Genomic DNA, 16196 nt, shown 5'->3' on the forward strand with positions numbered 1-16196 from the left:
CGCCGCGCATCTCCACCCGTTCCGCCACCCTCGGTCCACAAAACAGCCGGTGGATCCGGGTGCAAGCGTAACAATTGATTTTTTCCGGCCGATCGGCTAAGGTTTCGATCCTGCCTGAATCCGTGAGTTCCTGTTGGATGAAGAGCGCAAGTGCTTGGTCTGGATGGGATTTCCAAAAATCTGAAGCGCACCCACAGGTTCGCTGGTGATTTTTGGGAAGCTCAGGCAGGTCAATGACTTGTGCTGTACGCCGACAAGGGATTCGCTGATTCAGGTACTATTCAAGCTGGGGGTCTGCCTGGAAAATTCGGATGGCGGCCCTCTCAAGGAGCCGGGTGTGACTGAGGACAAGCTCAAGGAATTCCGCCGCCGGATCGATGTCATCGATGACCAGATCCTCGACCTGCTCAATCGCCGGGCCCGTATCGTCGTCGAGGTCGGCAAAGCCAAGCAGGGCGCCCGGGGCGATTTCTATGTGCCGAGCCGCGAGAAGGCGATTTACGACCGGCTGATTCATGACAATGCCGGCCCCTTTCCCGATGATGGAGTACGGCGGGTGTTCCGGGAGATCATCTCGGCCTCGCTTTCCCTGGAGGAACCGCTGAAGGTTGCTTTTCTCGGTCCCCAGGCAACCTTCACCCACGTCGCGACCATGCAGCAGTTCGGCCAGTCGGCCAGGCTGGTGCCGCAGAAAAGTATTCCCGCTGTCTTTGACGAGGTGGCGCGCGGCCGGGCCAACTATGGCGTGGTGCCGGTGGAGAATTCCAACGAGGGGATTGTCAACCATACCCTCGACATGTTTTTCGAATCGGATCTGAAGATCATTGCCGAGATCCTGCTGGAGGTTTCCCATGATCTGCTGTCGATCAGTGGTGACCTGGCGGCGGTGCGCAAGGTGATCTCCCATCCGCAGGCGCTGGCCCAGTGCCGGGAGTGGCTGGAGGAGAACCTGCCTCATGTCTCCCTGGTCGATGTCGCCAGCACCGCCCTCGCGGCGCAGCTGGTGGCTGATGACGAGAGCGCGGCGGCCATTGCCAGCGAGCAGGCCGGAAGTCTCTACGGTCTCAAGGTCGCGAAGCATAAAATCGAGGATAATCCGAACAATTTCACCCGTTTCCTGGTTGTCGGCCGCAATACGCCGTCCCGCAGCGGCAATGACAAAACCTCGATCATGTTCAGCGTCAAGGATGAAGCGGGGATTCTCTACCGGATGCTGGAGCCCTTCAGCAGCCGCGGCATCAACCTGTGCAAAATCGAGAGTCGCCCGCTGCGCAAGAAGGCCTGGGAATACATCTTCTTCCTCGATCTCGAAGGACATATCGAAGATGTCATTATCCGCGAGGCGGTCGAAGACCTGCGTCAGTACTGCCAGTTCCTCAAAGTACTCGGCTCCTATCCGCGTGTACGCTGACCCCGCCGCCGGTTTACCCGCAGGCTGATTCAAGGACAAAGAGATGACGGATTTTCATATCGGTAGACTGACGGTGATCGGGGTCGGGTTGATCGGCGGGTCTCTCGCCCTGGCGTTGCGTGATGCCGGTGTTGTCGATGACATTGTCGGTGCCGGACGCAGTATTGAAAACCTTGAAACCGCGCTTGAGCTGGAGATTGTCGATCGCTACTGTCTCGATCCGGTCGAGGCGGTTCAGGGGGCCGACCTGGTTTTTCTCTCCACGCCGGTACAGACGTTCGGCACCCTGGCCGGACAGCTGCTGCCCGCCATGAAACCGGGGTCGATCCTGACCGACGGCGGCAGCGTCAAAGGGGATGTCATCCGCCAGATCGAACCGCTGCTGCCGCCCGGCATCGCCTTCGTCCCCGGGCATCCCATTGCCGGGACGGAAAACAGTGGCGCCACGGCGGCCTTCTCCAGTCTCTATCGGGACAAACGCTGTATTCTGACGCCCACGCCGTCCACCCCCGCGGCGGCCCTGGAGACGGTGCGGCGGATGTGGCAGGTCGCCGGCAGCGAGGTGGTGGTGATGGGGGTGGAAAAGCATGACCGCATTCTTGCCGCCATCAGTCATCTGCCGCACATGATCGCCTACACCCTGGTCAATGCCGTCGGGTCCTATGATCGTTTCGAGGAGAATATCCTCGAATATTCCGCCGGCGGATTTCGGGACTTCACCCGCATTGCCTCTTCCGATCCGACCATGTGGCGTGATATCGCCCTGACCAACCGCGAGGCGTTGCTCGAAATGATGGAGCGTTATGAAAGTTTCCTTGCCGAACTGAAAGAGGATATCCGCTCCGGAGAAGGTCAGAAACTGTATGATTTCTTCTTGAAATCCAAGCTGTTACGTGATGCTATCTTATAGGTTGGATCAACTATGGTTGAGCACAGAAATATAACCTCGGCGAGCCGTCTCAGTGGTGAAATTACCGTTCCCGGCGACAAGTCGATTTCCCATCGTTCGATCATGCTCGGTTCCCTGGCCGAGGGTGAAACCCTGGTTCGCGGGTTCCTGCATGGTGAGGACAACCATGCCACTCTCGACGCCTTCCGGGCGATGGGGGTCCGGATCGAGGAGCGGGCTGACGGGGCGCTGCTGATTCACGGCCACGGCCTGCATGGTCTCACGGAGCCGGAGGATGTGCTGGATTGCGGCAATTCCGGAACCACCATGCGGCTGATGACCGGCCTGCTGTCCGGTCAGGCCTTCTTTTCGGTGCTGACCGGTGATCAGTACCTGCGGCGGCGGCCGATGAAACGGGTGACCGCTCCGCTGGCCCTGATGGGAGCTCGCATTCAGGGCCGGGATGGTGGTGAGCGCGCCCCGCTGGCGATCCAGGGGGGCAGCCTGATCGGTACCGACTATCATTCGCCGATTGCCAGCGCCCAGGTCAAGTCAGCGCTGCTGCTGGCCGGACTCTACGCCGACGGGCCGACCACGGTTTATGAACCGCACCTCTCCCGCGATCACAGCGAGCGGATGCTCAGCTTCTTCGGTGCCGACCTGCGGACCTTTGCCGGTGGCGTCACCATCCAGCCGCAGCCGCGTCTGTCCGGCCGCGAGGTCGCTGTCCCCGGTGACATCTCCTCGGCGGCCTTCTTTCTGGTGGCGGCGCTGATTACCCCCGGCAGCGAGCTGCTGATCCGCAATGTCGGCATCAACCCGACCCGCAGCGGGGTGATTGACATTCTGCAGGCCATGGGCGGTCGTATCGAACCGCTCAATTGCCGCGAGGTCAGCGGCGAGCCGGTGGCCGATCTGCTGGTGCGGCACAGTGATCTGCGCGGGATCGAGATCGGCGGCGACCTGGTGCCGCGGGCGATCGACGAATTCCCGGTTGTCAGCGTTGCCGCGGCCGTGGCGGAAGGCGTCACGGTGATCCGCGACGCCCGTGAACTGCGCGTCAAGGAGACCGACCGTATCGCCGCCATGGTCACGGAACTCGGTAAGCTCGGCGCCGATCTTGAGGCGCGGGAGGACGGCATGGTGATTCACGGTCGGGAGACGCTGTCCGGTGGCCGGGTTGATTCTCATGGTGACCACCGTATCGCCATGAGCATGGCGATCGCGGGACTGCGTGCCGCCGGCGAGGTCCGGATCGACAACACCGCCTGCACCGCCACGTCTTTTCCCGACTTCTGGGAGCGGCTTGAAAAGGTGCGTCATGGCTGAGTTCAACCAGCGACGGGAGTTGATTGTTGCCATCGACGGGCCTTCCGGGGTCGGCAAAAGCACCTTGAGCCGACGGCTGGCCGAACGTCTCGATTATCTCAACATTGATACCGGGGCCATGTATCGTTCGGTTGCCCTGGCGGCCCTTCGCAACGGGATCAGGGTGGATGACGCCGTGGGCCTGGAGTCGCTCTGTGGGTCTCTTGAGATCGATTTTCGCCGTTGTGAAGGGGATTTGCGGGTTTTTCTCAATGGTGAAGATGTCAGTGAGCCGATCCGTACTCCCGAAGTCAGCCTGCTGACCGCCCGGGTTGCCGCCGTGGCCGCCGTCCGGCAGGCGCTGGTCGAACAGCAACGGCGGCTTGGGGCCGGCGGCGGCGTGGTGCTCGAAGGGCGGGATATCGGCAGCGTGGTTTTTCCCGACGCCGAGGTGAAGATCTTTCTTCAGGCCACAACCGAAGAGCGGGGCAGACGGCGTTATCTTGAACTGCGCGCCAAAGGGCACGCGGTTGACCTGGAACAGACCATCCGGGATGTTGCCGAACGGGACCGGGCCGATATGAACCGCAGCATCGCCCCGTTGATTCGAGCCGAGGATGCCGTGCTGATCGATACCACCGGGCTGGATGTCGACGCGGTTTTCCGGCGCATGTTCGACCTGGTCATGGAGCGGCGCCGGTTGCACGGACTGGGTGCATTGCGAGAGAATTGAAATCATGAGAATCATTCTTGCCAAAAGTGCCGGCTTCTGCTTCGGGGTCAAACGCGCCACCCGGATGGCCTTCGACGCGACCGAAGAGCATGATCATCTCTCATCTCTCGGGCCGATTATTCATTCACCGCAACTGGTGCGCCAGTTGGAAGAGAAGGGTGTTCGGGTGGTCGACGAGGTTCCCCCGGCCGGGGATGGAGCGGTTATCATCCGTTCCCACGGCGTAACCCGGGGGGAGATGGAGAAGATTGCCCGGAGGCAGTTGGAGGTGGTTGACGCGACCTGTCCCTTCGTCAAGAAAGCCCAGGAGTTCGCCGCCGAACTGAGCGCGGACGGCTACCACCTGGTGCTGGTCGGCGAAGAGGAACACCCGGAGGTCCAGGGAATTGTCTCCTATGGTGAGGAAGGCAGGGTCAGCGTAGTCGCCAACCCTGAAGCGGCCGAGCAACTGCCGCGTTCGAGCAAGATCGGGGTGATCGCGCAAACCACCCAGTCCTTCGACAATTTCAATGCCATTGTCGGTGTCTGCCTGCGCAAGGCCAAAGAGGTCCGCGTCTACAACACCATCTGCGATGCGACCTCGGTTCGCCAGCAGGAGGCCAAGAGTCTTGCCGCCCGGGTTGACCTGATGCTGGTGGTCGGCGGTCACAACAGTGCCAATACCACCCGGCTGGCGGTGATCTGTCGGGAACTGCAGGATAATACCAGGCATATCGAGACCGCCGACGACCTTGAACCCGGTTGGCTGGAGGGGGTCGAGACCGTGGGATTGACCGCCGGGGCTTCGACGCCGTCCTGGTTGATCGAACAGGTTGTGGCACGGCTTGAAACCCTTGCCGGAACCTGACCTTGGCTCAGTTCACAGGCGGTCTGTTCAGGGCAAATAAGAGTTTGTTTTTTCGTTTGCTTTATGCTAACGTCACGCTTCGCGGTCTGGTGCCAAGGCACTGCCGGACTGCCGCCCGGCGGCAGAAAATCCTTAGGGGGTAAGTAGGTTAATGGTGGAGAATAACGAACTGACTAACCAGGAAGACGAACTGTTGGACAACGAAGAACTGGACGGGATGGAAGAGGAGAGTTTTGCTGAACTCTTTGAAAACAGTCTCAAGGACCGGGAGATCCGACGCGGCAACGTTGTCGAGGGAACCGTTGTCCAGGTTAATGCCGATGCGGTCATCGTCGATGTCGGCGGCAAGTCCGAGGGCATTATTCCAGCCAGCGAATTCGCCGGCGAGGATGGAGCCGCTGATCTCAAGGTCGGCGACACTTTCGATGTCCTCATCGAAAGCACCGAGAACGAGAACGGACTGATCAGCCTTTCCAAGGAGAAAGCAGACCGCCAGAAGGTCTGGGCGACCCTGGAAGAGGGGGCTGTTGTCGATGGCCGTATCGCTTCCCGCATCAAGGGCGGGTTGACGGTCGATATCGGAGTCAGCGCGTTTCTGCCCGGATCGCAGGTTGACCTGCGCCCGGTACGCAATCTCGACAAGCTGATCAACGAGACGTTCAAGTTTAAAATCATCAAGCTGAACAAACGTCGCGGCAATATTGTGCTGTCGCGCCGGGTGTTGCTGGAAGAAGAGCGTGCCAGCCAGCGTACTGAAACCCTCAAGGTGCTGGAAGAGGGCAAGGTGATGGAGGGTGTTGTCAAGAACCTCACCGATTACGGTGCCTTTATCGATCTCGGCGGCATCGACGGTCTGCTGCATATCACCGATATGTCCTGGGGACGCGTGGCGCACCCTTCCGACATTCTCGGGGTGGGCGACACCATCAATGTCAAGATCCTCAAGTATGATCAGGAGAAAGAACGTGTTTCTCTCGGCCTGAAGCAGATCGCTCCCGATCCCTGGCTGACCGTGGCCGAAAAGTACGAAATCGGCGCCAAGGTCAAGGGCAAGGTGGTCAGCCTGACTGATTACGGTTCATTCGTCGAACTCGAAGATGGCGTTGAGGGTCTGATTCATGTTTCCGAGATGAGCTGGACCAAGCGGGTCAAGCACCCGAACAAGATTCTCAGCGTCGGCGACGAGGTTGAGTCGGTGGTCCTGGCGGTTGACACCGAAAACCGGCGGATTTCACTCGGCTTGAAACAGATCGAACCGAATCCCTGGGAAGTCATCGGCGAGAAGTTCCCGATCGGCACCATTATCGAAGGCCAGGTCAAGAATATTACCGATTTCGGTATTTTCGTCGGTGTTGATGAAGGCATTGACGGTCTGGTGCATATCTCCGATCTTTCCTGGACCAAGCGGGTCAAGCACCCCTCGGAAATGTTCAAGAAAGGTGATACCGTCAAGGCCGTGGTGCTCAATATTGATCGCGAGAACGAGCGGTTCTCCCTTGGGCTGAAGCAACTCAATGTTGATCCCTGGAGTGAAATCCCGAAGCGTTACGCTCCGGGAACCATCATCAGGGGCAAGGTGACCTCGGTGACCGATTTCGGCATCTTCCTCGAGGTCGAGGAAGGGATCGAAGGACTGATCCATGTTTCCGAAATCAGTCACGAGAAGATCGATTCGCCGAAGGACTTTGCCAAGGTCGGTGACGAGATCGAAACCTGTGTCCTCAATGTTGACACGGTGGATCGTAAAATCGCCCTGTCGATCAAGCAGCTTGACGAGCAGAAGGAAAAAGCCGAGGTCAACGAGTTCCTCGGCGCGCAGAAGAATGCGACTTCCAATCTCGGTGACCTGCTGCAGGGGGCGTTTAAATCCAACAAGGATCAGGAAGACTGATTCTCCTGTCCGCTCCCGCGGTGTTTTTACCGCGGGAGCGGACAACCCTTTCTCCATCATGTTTTCGCATGGTGAATATGGCGTTCTTCGCCGAAATCAGGCCGGTACGCCGGGTCCCGATTCTGGAATCTTTTATTCCGAAAGCGCAATGCGCGTCATGATCACAACAAACCATTTCTTCCGGGAGGCGGTATGAAAAAACATCCGTTTTTAATGGCCCTTCTCCTGGTCGGCTGTGTTTTTGTTTTCTTTTTTATCTCGGTGCTGGTTATCGCCAGTTTCCTCGGTCGGCCGACGGCCTTCCCGGTTGGAGAAAAAGTGGCGGTGGTCGAACTGCAGGGTGTCATTGACTCTTCCCGTGAGTTGATGGAGACCATTGTCGATTTCCGCGACGACGACTCGGTGAAGGCCATTGTGCTTCGCATCAACTCTCCAGGAGGGGCTGTCGGTCCTGCCCAGGAGGTTTACGAGGAGATCAAAAAAGCAGCCAAGGTCAAGCCGGTTGTTGTCTCCATGGGGTCCGTGGCGGCTTCCGGCGGTTATTATGTGGCGGTTCCGGCACAACGCATTCTGGCCAATCCCGGGACCATTACCGGTAGCATCGGCGTCATTATGCAGTTCACCAATTTTGAGGAACTGCTGGCAAAAATCGGCCTCAAGAGTGAGGTGGTCAAAAGCGGAAGCCTGAAGGATATCGGTTCTTCGACCCGCCCGATGACTGAGCAGGATCGACAGGTCCTGCAGGGATTGATCGACGATGTTCACCAGCAGTTTATGACGGCGGTTGCCGAAGGCCGGAAAATGGATCTGAAAAAGGTCAAAGCTCTGGCCGATGGTCGGATTTTCACCGGTCGCCAGGCTCTTCAGGCCGGTCTGGTTGATGAACTCGGCAATCTCCAGGATGCCATTGCCATTGCCGGCAAGCTCGGCGGTATTGAGGGTAAGCCGCAAGTTATCTATCCCCCCCGGGTCCAATCAGGGGTTCTGAATTATCTTTTCGAAGAAGGTACGTCCCAGGTGCGGCGGGTCTTGTCGCGTTCCAGCCTGTCCGGCCTGCAGTTTCTTTGGACTGGAATTGAATAGGAGGTTTTCATGACCAAGAGTGAATTGATTGAAAGGTTGTCTTATAATGCCGGAGATCTGAACAAGAAGGAAGCCGAAGTGGTCGTCAATACGATTTTCGACAGCATCGGCAATGCCCTGGTAAAGGGAGACCGGGTGGAGATTCGCGGCTTCGGGTCATTTACCGTCCGCGAGCGTGAAGCCCGCGAAGCACGCAATCCGAAAAGTGGCGAGGTGGTTTCAATTCCCGCCAAGAAGACGCCGTTTTTCAAAACCGGCAAGGAGCTTCGCGCCCGGGTTAATAACGGCTCGGTCTGAGATAGCTGGTGCCGTTTCGCAGTCAAACGCAGCAGAGGCTCCGTGGTCAGACCACGGGGCCTCTGTTGTTTTCCGGGATGCCGATCGCGCCCAGGCTATGAGCCTGTACTGACTGGCCGGGCTCGCGATCCGCTTCAGGCTGCCCATCGATTGTTATGGGTTTGCTCACCACGAACCGACAGAGCGGTTGCCGAACTGTTCGTTGGTCATGGCCTCAGACAGCGTGTCGTACATCCCAGAATATGCTGATCATGTGTACCTAATCTATCACAGGGTTGATGGTTGTCAAAGCCTGCATGCGAAAAAGAATCTCGGCATCCAGAAACGATGATCCGCTGGAGTTTTCGTGGCCATGAATTTTTCAGAGAATGATGTTCCGGGCGAGCGGCAACGGCAGCATTTCAAGCGTATTGTTTCCGTTGCGGAAGACAGCCTGCGGATCGACCAGTACCTGTCGGCGGTCCTGCCGCAATTCAGTCGCGGTTTCTGGAAAAAGGTGCTGACCACCGGTTCCGTCCATGTCGATGGTCGCAGGGTCAGCCAGTGTTCACGATCTGTCCGGACCGGGCAGCGGGTTGAGGTTTTCCTGGACGGCCTGCCGCTTGAAAAGCACCTGATTGATGCGCGACAGGTCCTGTTTGAAGATGAAAACCTGCTGGTTCTCAACAAGCCGGCGGGGCTTGATACCCAGCCGACTCCGTCCCGGTTTCAGGGCACTCTCTACCAGGGCATTCTTGATTATCTCGGTCGCGGCAAGGGGGCCGGCCGCCGACCCGAGATCGGCATGGTGCAGCGTCTTGACCGTGACACGTCCGGAGTCATCGCTTTTTCGATTCATCCCCGGGCTCACCGGTCTCTCAGCGAGCAGTTCCGGCATCACAAAATCCGCAAAACCTACCTCGCCCTGGTTTCCGGCAAGCTTGAAAATGAACAGGGTGAATTCAAATCCAACCTCGCTAAAATCAGGGCCATCAACAGGGTGCGCTCGGTTGCGCGCGGCGGCAAGCCGGCCCTGACCCGCTATCGCCTGGTCCTCGCTGCCGGTGGGGTTTCCCTGGTGGAGGTGGAACTGGTTACCGGTCGCATGCATCAGATCCGGGCCCATTTTTCCGAAGCGGGCCATCCTCTTTGCGGAGACATCCGCTACGACGGTGTTGGCCGTCTCCATGGTCTCGATATCCCCGGGCAGTTGCTTCACTCCTGGAAGCTGAGTCTGGCGCACCCCGTGACAGGGCAGGCCCTCGACCTGAAGGCGCCTCTCCCTCGCGACTGGTTGCCCCTGCTTGAAGCCTGTGGTTTTCCTGCCGCGATGCTGCGCAACCTTGTGGCCTCCGATTGAGTCGTTGCGCGCGGCATCGTGAATCGCTAGTATAGCTTTCACCTGAATCCGTGAGTCCCTTGTCGGCGGACAGCACAAGTCATTGATCTGCCTGAGCTTCCCAAAAATCACCAGCGAACCTGTGGGTGCGCTTCAGATTTTTGAAAATCTCATTCAGGCCAAGCACTTGCACTCTTCATCCACCCGGGACTCACTGATTCAGGTTTCACCTTTTCCCACATCTCTCGGAGTCGACATGCTGCGTTATCCTGAAATCGATCCCGTGCTGGTTCACATCGGCCCGCTGGCGGTGCGTTGGTACGGATTGATGTACCTGCTTGGTTTTCTGGCATCCTACGTCCTGATTCGGACCCTGGCACGACGCCGCGGCCTTGACCTGGATGCCGATGCCGTTTCGGACCTGCTCTTTTATGCTGTGATCGGAGTGATTCTGGGCGGCCGTTTCGGCTATGTGCTTTTCTACAACGCCCCCTATTTTCTGCACCACCCGTTGCAGGTCTTTGCCGTCTGGCAGGGGGGGATGAGTTTTCACGGTGGCCTGCTTGGTGTGATCTGCGCCGCGGTGCTGTTCTGTCGTCGACGCAAGTTGCCGATATTGCTGACCGGCGATATCCTGACCACCAGCGCCACCGTCGGACTCGGGTTGGGACGGCTCGGCAATTTTATCAACGGTGAACTCTGGGGGCGGGTGACCGATGTTCCCTGGGGCATGGTGTTTCCCCAGGCCGGTCCGATGCCTCGTCATCCGAGTCAGCTTTATGAATTTCTGCTTGAAGGGGTGCTGCTTTTCTGTCTGCTGTGGTGGCTGCACCGGAGACATGCTCCCGCCGGGGTTCCCTTCTTTACGTTTTTTCTCGGCTATGGCTGTTTCCGTTTTCTGGTGGAGTTTTTTCGGCAGCCGGATGAGCAGCTCGGGTTTCTCTGGGGCGGTGCCACCATGGGCCAGCTGTTGTCGCTGCCGATGATTGTCTTCGGGCTGGTCGGACTGATCATGGTGCTGCGAAGGAACAATGCATGAGTGCGGTTGACGGGGTCATCTTCGATTGTGACGGGGTGCTTTTTTCCAGTCATGACGCCAACCTGGCCTATTACAATCTCGTATTGCAGCAGCTTGGCGCGGCCCCGGTGCTGCCTGACCAGGAAGAGCGTGCCCGCCTTTGTCATACGGCCGCGAGTCCCGAAGTTTTTCGGCAGTTGCTGGGGGAGGACCGGGTGGAAGAGGCCCTTTCCCTGGCTTCGCGGGTTGATTATCGGCAGTTTCTGCATTTGATGCATCCGGAACCGGACATGGTCGAAACAGTGCGGCTGCTGGCGGCAAGGCTGCCGTTGGCCATTGCGACCAACCGGGGGAACAGCATGCCTGAAATTCTGCGTCATTTCGGCCTGGAGGATTATTTTCAGGTGGTTGTGACCAGTCGGGATGTCGCTCGGCCCAAACCGGCGCCGGACATGCTGCATCTGGCCGCCGACCGGCTCGCGACACCGCCACGACGGCTGTTGTTTGTCGGGGATTCGTCGCTTGATCAGCAGGCGGCTGTCGCCGCCGGAGTTCGTTTCGTCGCCTACCGTAATCCGGCCGAAGGGGACTGGAACATCGACTGCCTCAGCCGATTGATTGAGATCGTCTCCGGTCTGGGAGTGGCATGTCGTTCTTTGCCGGGGGTCAGTGCAGGGATTTGATCATCTCCAGAACGTGACCGTCCTTCAATCGTTTGTAGGTGACTTCATCCATCAGTGAGCGGATGATATAGACCCCTCGTCCGTGCTCATCCAGGTATTTCAGCTCCGGACTCGGCAGTCTGGTGATGTCGAACCCTTCTCCCTGATCGTAGACTCTGATGTGCAGTTTCTGGTCTTTGATGTAGATGGAGATGTGGATTTCCTTGTCGGGATCATCGTCGTTGGCATGACGGATGGCATTGCTGATCGCCTCGGTCAGAACCAGGTTGATATGATAGGCAAGCTCCTCCCGGTCCCCCTTGAAGCGTTTCAGGGTACGGGCGATATCCTCGCCGATCTTGCCGATCAGCCCCAGGTAGCGGGTCTGGTTGGGAACCTTGATGTCGACTTCGAGCTTGTCAGTCATGATTGCCTGGAAAAGGGCGGAGCGGTTTTTGCGGTCGATCCGCCCGTCAATGGTCTATTCAAAACTGGCCAGTGCTTCTTCACTGTCCGGAAAAATTTCGAACACCCGGTGAAGCCGGGTCAGTTCGAACATCGACTTGACCTGGGGTTGCAGTCCGCAGAGTTTGAGACTGCCGTTGCGGGCGCTGGCGTTCTTGAAGCCGGAAACCAGCGATCCAAGCCCTGAGGAATCAACAAAACGGACGTCGACCAGGTTGACCACCAGGTTGTTTTTGCCTTCCTCGAAGAGGTTGAGCATCTGGTTCTTCAACTCACCGCTGTTGTGGGCATCGAGGCGTTCTTCCTTGACCTGGATCAGCACAACATTGTCTTTTTCTTCAATCTGAACGATCATTGCATCTCTCCTTGCTTAGTACCTGAATTCAGTGCGTCCCTTGTCGGCGGTGAGTACAAGTCACTGATCTGCCTGAGCTTCCCCAAAATCACCAGCGAACCTGTGGGTGCGCTTCAGATTTCTGGAAATCTCATTCAGCCCAGGCACCTGCACTCTCCATCCAACAGGAACCCACTGATTCAGGTAGTATTGTTCAATGGTTATCTCTCGCATTTCGCACTCCACCTAGCATACCACAAAGCTTTCATTTGTGCTTTGCTTCAGCGGGTAAGGGCTGTTTCAGCTGTATGCCGTCAGTCGGTACCCGTGTCTTCTTCGACCTTCATCACCACCAGGGAAATATCGTCGCGGAAATTATGCACCCCGGTAAAGAGCCTGACCTGTTCCAGGAGCTGATCGATGATCTGCTGCGGTTCAAGGTCTACAAGTTCGGGAATGATGGCGCAGAGGCGTTCGTCACCGAAAAAATCCCCATGGCTGTTTTCCGCCTCGGTAATCCCGTCGGTGTACAGCAGCAGCAGGTCGCCCGGCTGAAGTTCCAGGCGTTTGCGTTCAAAACGTATCTCCTGGATCACGCCGAGGATCAGTCCTTCGGCGTCAAGCCGTTCGATTTCACCATTGGCAGCCCGGTAGACGATCGGGGGATTGTGGCCGGCACTGGAATATTCGAGCAGACGGGTCTGCGGCTGGTATTTGAGAAACACCATGGTGATGAAAAGTTCCGCCTGTCCCAGATCCTCGTAGAAAAATTCGTTCAACGCTTCCAGAACCATGTCGGTGCTTGCCAGGCTGACGGACTGGGCGCGTATGAAGGTTCGGGTTTCGGCCATCAACAGGGCTGAGCCGATATTGTGCCCGGAAACATCGGCAATCACCAGGTCGAGGGAGCCATCGTCGCGCACCAGGTAATCGTAATAATCGCCACCAACTTCCTTGGCCGGAACGCAGATGCCGGCCAGGACAATTCCCGGCAGCTGCGGAACGGTGGAGGGCAGCAGGCCGAGCTGAATGGTTTTGGCGATTTCCATCTCTTTCTGCTGCTCATGGGCTTCGATCAGTCGCTCGGTCTGCTGGTTGTTGCGCCAGGCAACACCGACCTGGCCGGCAAGGCTGGTGAAAAGCTCGACGAATTCATCGGTGAAAATGCCTTTGACCTGTTTGCTGAAGGCTGACAGTACTCCGATCGGTTCTCCTTCGATGGTGATCGGCGCGTGGGCGAAGGCTTTGATCCCCTCCCGGTGGATGATCTCTGCTGTTGCCTGTTTATCCATGAAGTCACTGTCGTTGACCACCACCGGGGAATTGGTCAGGAAAGTCTGGCCGATGCAGGTCTCCATGGTCAGTTCCCGTTCTGACTGGCCGAGGTGTTCCGAACTCATTCCCCTTTGACTGCGCACTGTCAGGGTCATGCTCTCATGGTCGATGATCCGGATGACGCAGAGGTCGAACTTGAACTGATCGCCGAGCAGGTCGAGGATTTCATCCAGGATTTTCTTCAGTGGCGCTCCGCTGGCGACCACCCGGGCCGATTCATAGAGGATGGATAATTGTTCGCGACTGGCCGTTCGGCTGATGGTCACCGAGCCGAAGATGTCAAAAACATCTTCCATCTCGCTGCCGCGGGTTGCCAGGTAGTTTTCAACAATGATGCGCGCCGGGGCGGCTCCGACGGAACCGGCCAGGGTACGCTCGGTGAAATGTTTCAACCCCGGCAGCTCAAATTCCGAAAGGCTGCCGCGCAGATCGATTTCACGATTGCCGAGATATTCTGAAATGGCCGTATGCGCCTGTTTCTCACCGATGAACTTGGTCATCAGGTCAATGAATTCGACCACGGTCGGTGCCTTGCTGATCCGCTGCCGTTCCTGGGGTTCCAGGCGTTTATCGAAGACATCAACGAATTTGCCGATCTGTTCTTCTTCACTTTCGGTCGGTTGCGAAAAGAGTGAGAGGGTCAGGAAGGCGCCGACATTGAAGAACATGGTCCAGAAGAGGGAATGGGACCAGATATCGAACCCGGACAGGCCGAACAGCTCCAGGGGACGAAGAAATTTCAGTCCAAGCAGCCCGTTCTCGAGAATGTCGCTGTGCAGCCAGCCGGACCGGACGAAGGAAGGGATCAGCAGGGTGTAGAACCAGACCAGGAAACCGAGGATCAGTCCGAGAGCCGCGCCGCGGCGGGTTGCCCGTTTCCAGTAAAGACCGCCGATCAGAGCCGGGGCGAACTGGGTGGAGGCGATAAAGGAAATCAGGCCGATATTCACCAGCGCATAGGACTCGCCGATGATCCGGTAGTAGAGATAGCCGAGAAAGATTACCGCGAGGATGGCGAAACGCTTGATGTTGATCAGCATTACCGAGAAATCACGGGTTTCGATCTGGAACTTCAGGATCAGCGGCATGATCAGGTGATTGAGGATCATGGTCGCCAACGCTACCGAGGAGACCATGACCATCCCGGCCGCCGCTGAAAAGCCGCCAAGGTAGGCGAGCATGCCGAGCCAGTGGTGACCGGTCTGCAGCGGCAGGTTGATGACGAAGTAATCGGCATTGGTGGCGTCCCCGTTATTGAGCAGCAGGCCGCCGAGGGCGATGGGAATAACGAACAGGTTGATAGCGAAAATGTAGGCCGGGAAACGCCACATGGCTTTCTTGATGTGTTCTTCATCCGAGTTTTCGATCACCATGATGTGAAATTGGCGCGGCAGGAACATGAAGGCCATCATCGAAATGAAGGTCAGGCTGAACCATTTGACATAGGGAATCTGTTCGGTGTCGATCAGCAGCAGTTGGTGGCGATCTGGAAACCTTTCGGCGAAACGGGTGAAGATATCGGTGAAACCGTCAAAAGCGCCATAGGTGATGAAAATTCCGACAGCCAGAAAGGCGACAATCTTGATCAATGATTCAAGCGCGATAGCTGCCACCAGGCCTTCATGGCGTTCCGAGGCATCGAGGTGCCGGGCGCCGAACAGGACGCCGAACAGGCCGAGAAAGAGAGCGACGACAAAGGCGGTGTCGATGTAGGAGGGCAGGCGCGGCAGGAAATGATTGAATCCGTGACTGAGCTGGGAGGCTGGAATGGTCAGGATGTCGAAGGTTTGTGAAACCGCTTTGAGCTGCAGGGCGATATAGGGCATGATGCCGACCACGGCGAAAATGGTGACGATGGCGCCCATGAACGCCGATTTCCCATAACGGCAGGAGATGAAGTCGGCGATACTGACGATATTCTGTTCTTTGCTGATGCGCACCATGCGGCGCAACAGGAACCACCAGGAAAAAGCGATCAGGGTCGGGCCGAGATAGATGGTCAGGAAGTCGAGTCCGCTGGTAGCGGCGCGCCCGACGCTGCCGTAGAAGGTCCATGAGGTACAGTAGACCGCCAGAGAGAGGGAATAGATGTTGGCATTGGAAATGATGCTCTGTCCCTGCTCCCGCTTGCGGTCGGCATAGTAGGCAACCATGAAGAGCAGGGCCAGGTAAAGAAGTGATACCAGGGCCACCAGTTCGAAAGAGCTCATGGTTGGTCCCTGTTGTCCGGTTGGCTGCTGTTGCGGTCGAGCAGTCGGGTGAAGAGAAAGATCACCATGATCGACAGCGGCCAGCCGACCATCAGATAGAGAATCAGGATGGGGATACCGAACAGGGTGGCGTCTTTATTGAAGATATGGATAAACGGGTAGTTGAGCATGACCACGCCGAGCAGGAAACAGAGCACCCAGGCTTCTTTCAGTTGTGACGGTTGCTGCATTTTCTTCATGGCCGGTCTCGTGATGGTTGGAAATAGTTGAACAATTTTGAAATTATAGCTGATTCTTTCTGCCTGTCGCGAAAAAATCCGAAAGGGCAGCCGATGGAGAACAATGCCCTTGCTTTTGTTTTATGTCCGGTTCATCGGCATCATCTGCCGATATCG

Annotated in this window: 15 protein-coding genes and 1 other RNA gene; 11 read left to right on the forward strand and 5 right to left on the reverse strand. The window is 57.4% G+C overall.

Features of this window, described 5'->3' with window-relative positions; genetic code table 11:
• The first annotated feature begins 337 nt into the window (after positions 1-337).
• From pheA to B5V00_RS05680, 8 genes are all read left to right on the forward strand, one after another.
• Positions 338-1411 (forward strand): prephenate dehydratase, encoded by a 1074-nt coding sequence (gene pheA, locus B5V00_RS05645; RefSeq protein WP_085009796.1) that lies wholly within the window; start codon positions 338-340, stop codon positions 1409-1411.
• A 43-nt stretch (positions 1412-1454) separates the two neighbouring features.
• A complete protein-coding gene (locus tag B5V00_RS05650; RefSeq protein ID WP_085009797.1) occupies positions 1455-2321 on the forward strand; it encodes a prephenate dehydrogenase in 867 nt (288 codons plus the stop codon).
• A gap of 12 nt (positions 2322-2333) precedes the next feature.
• Positions 2334-3629 (forward strand): 3-phosphoshikimate 1-carboxyvinyltransferase, encoded by a 1296-nt coding sequence (gene aroA / locus B5V00_RS05655; RefSeq protein ID WP_085009798.1) that lies wholly within the window; start codon positions 2334-2336, stop codon positions 3627-3629.
• The gene (cmk, locus tag B5V00_RS05660; RefSeq protein WP_085009799.1) at positions 3622-4341 is read left to right on the forward strand and encodes a (d)CMP kinase; all 720 of its coding nucleotides are present in this window, start codon (positions 3622-3624) and stop codon (positions 4339-4341) included. Before aroA ends, cmk begins: the two co-directional genes overlap by 8 nt.
• 4 nt (positions 4342-4345) lie before the next feature.
• Positions 4346-5188, forward strand: coding sequence for a 4-hydroxy-3-methylbut-2-enyl diphosphate reductase (gene ispH, locus B5V00_RS05665; protein ID WP_085009800.1), 843 nt, complete (start codon positions 4346-4348; stop codon positions 5186-5188).
• A gap of 151 nt (positions 5189-5339) precedes the next feature.
• Entirely contained in the window at positions 5340-7079 is a 1740-nt protein-coding gene (locus tag B5V00_RS05670) for a 30S ribosomal protein S1 (protein ID WP_085009801.1), read from the forward strand.
• A 192-nt stretch (positions 7080-7271) separates the two neighbouring features.
• Positions 7272-8162 (forward strand): signal peptide peptidase SppA, encoded by an 891-nt coding sequence (sppA, locus tag B5V00_RS05675; RefSeq protein ID WP_085009802.1) that lies wholly within the window; start codon positions 7272-7274, stop codon positions 8160-8162.
• A gap of 9 nt (positions 8163-8171) precedes the next feature.
• Complete coding sequence (locus B5V00_RS05680) at positions 8172-8459, forward strand: integration host factor subunit beta (RefSeq protein ID WP_085009803.1); 288 nt, start codon at positions 8172-8174, stop codon at positions 8457-8459.
• Positions 8460-8524: 65 nt separating this feature from the next.
• Here the strand turns inward: B5V00_RS05680 and ssrS are convergent.
• Positions 8525-8704, reverse strand: a non-coding RNA gene (ssrS, locus tag B5V00_RS17625) — 6S RNA.
• Positions 8705-8811: 107 nt separating this feature from the next.
• Between ssrS and B5V00_RS05685 the strand changes: the two genes are divergently transcribed.
• From B5V00_RS05685 to B5V00_RS05695, 3 genes are all read left to right on the forward strand, one after another.
• A complete protein-coding gene (locus tag B5V00_RS05685) occupies positions 8812-9798 on the forward strand; it encodes an RluA family pseudouridine synthase (RefSeq protein WP_245803914.1) in 987 nt (328 codons plus the stop codon).
• Positions 9799-10036: 238 nt separating this feature from the next.
• Positions 10037-10816 carry a prolipoprotein diacylglyceryl transferase gene (gene lgt, locus B5V00_RS05690; protein WP_085009904.1) on the forward strand — a complete coding sequence of 260 codons (780 nt, stop codon included), beginning with the start codon at positions 10037-10039 and terminating at the stop codon, positions 10814-10816.
• Positions 10813-11478, forward strand: a complete 666-nt coding sequence (locus B5V00_RS05695) for an HAD family hydrolase (RefSeq protein ID WP_085009804.1) — start codon at positions 10813-10815, stop codon at positions 11476-11478. The genes lgt and B5V00_RS05695 overlap by 4 nt, the downstream gene beginning before the upstream one ends.
• On the opposite strand, the gene B5V00_RS05700 is transcribed toward B5V00_RS05695, so the two are convergent.
• From B5V00_RS05700 to B5V00_RS05715, 4 genes are all read right to left on the reverse strand, one after another.
• Entirely contained in the window at positions 11462-11884 is a 423-nt protein-coding gene (locus tag B5V00_RS05700) for an ATP-binding protein (RefSeq protein ID WP_085009805.1), read from the reverse strand. The two genes, B5V00_RS05695 and B5V00_RS05700, sit on opposite strands and share 17 nt — an antisense overlap.
• Positions 11885-11938: 54 nt before the next feature.
• Entirely contained in the window at positions 11939-12277 is a 339-nt protein-coding gene (locus B5V00_RS05705) for an STAS domain-containing protein (protein WP_085009806.1), read from the reverse strand.
• 293 nt (positions 12278-12570) lie between these two features.
• Positions 12571-15801, reverse strand: a complete 3231-nt coding sequence (locus B5V00_RS05710) for a SpoIIE family protein phosphatase (RefSeq protein WP_085009807.1) — start codon at positions 15799-15801, stop codon at positions 12571-12573.
• Entirely contained in the window at positions 15798-16040 is a 243-nt protein-coding gene (locus B5V00_RS05715; protein WP_085009808.1) for a hypothetical protein, read from the reverse strand. The genes B5V00_RS05710 and B5V00_RS05715 overlap by 4 nt, the downstream gene beginning before the upstream one ends.
• Positions 16041-16196 lie beyond the last annotated feature (156 nt).

Origin of the sequence: Geothermobacter hydrogeniphilus (assembly GCF_002093115.1) — a bacterium.
Classification (GTDB): domain Bacteria; phylum Desulfobacterota; class Desulfuromonadia; order Desulfuromonadales; family Geothermobacteraceae; genus Geothermobacter_A; species Geothermobacter_A hydrogeniphilus.

What these genes read in the sequence shown, in the direction of transcription:
- B5V00_RS05650 (WP_085009797.1), top strand. Translation starts at nt 1,455, where the DNA reads ATGACGGATTTTCATATCGGTAGACTGACGGTGATCGGGGTCGGGTTG.
- aroA (WP_085009798.1), top strand. Translation starts at nt 2,334, where the DNA reads ATGGTTGAGCACAGAAATATAACCTCGGCGAGCCGTCTCAGTGGTGAA.
- cmk (WP_085009799.1), top strand. Translation starts at nt 3,622, where the DNA reads ATGGCTGAGTTCAACCAGCGACGGGAGTTGATTGTTGCCATCGACGGG.
- ispH (WP_085009800.1), top strand. Translation starts at nt 4,346, where the DNA reads ATGAGAATCATTCTTGCCAAAAGTGCCGGCTTCTGCTTCGGGGTCAAA.
- B5V00_RS05670 (WP_085009801.1), top strand. Translation starts at nt 5,340, where the DNA reads ATGGTGGAGAATAACGAACTGACTAACCAGGAAGACGAACTGTTGGAC.
- sppA (WP_085009802.1), top strand. Translation starts at nt 7,272, where the DNA reads ATGAAAAAACATCCGTTTTTAATGGCCCTTCTCCTGGTCGGCTGTGTT.
- B5V00_RS05680 (WP_085009803.1), top strand. Translation starts at nt 8,172, where the DNA reads ATGACCAAGAGTGAATTGATTGAAAGGTTGTCTTATAATGCCGGAGAT.
- B5V00_RS05685 (WP_245803914.1), top strand. Translation starts at nt 8,812, where the DNA reads ATGAATTTTTCAGAGAATGATGTTCCGGGCGAGCGGCAACGGCAGCAT.
- B5V00_RS05695 (WP_085009804.1), top strand. Translation starts at nt 10,813, where the DNA reads ATGAGTGCGGTTGACGGGGTCATCTTCGATTGTGACGGGGTGCTTTTT.
- B5V00_RS05700 (WP_085009805.1), bottom strand. Translation starts at nt 11,884, where the DNA reads ATGACTGACAAGCTCGAAGTCGACATCAAGGTTCCCAACCAGACCCGC.
- B5V00_RS05705 (WP_085009806.1), bottom strand. Translation starts at nt 12,277, where the DNA reads ATGATCGTTCAGATTGAAGAAAAAGACAATGTTGTGCTGATCCAGGTC.
- B5V00_RS05710 (WP_085009807.1), bottom strand. Translation starts at nt 15,801, where the DNA reads ATGAGCTCTTTCGAACTGGTGGCCCTGGTATCACTTCTTTACCTGGCC.
- B5V00_RS05715 (WP_085009808.1), bottom strand. Translation starts at nt 16,040, where the DNA reads ATGAAGAAAATGCAGCAACCGTCACAACTGAAAGAAGCCTGGGTGCTC.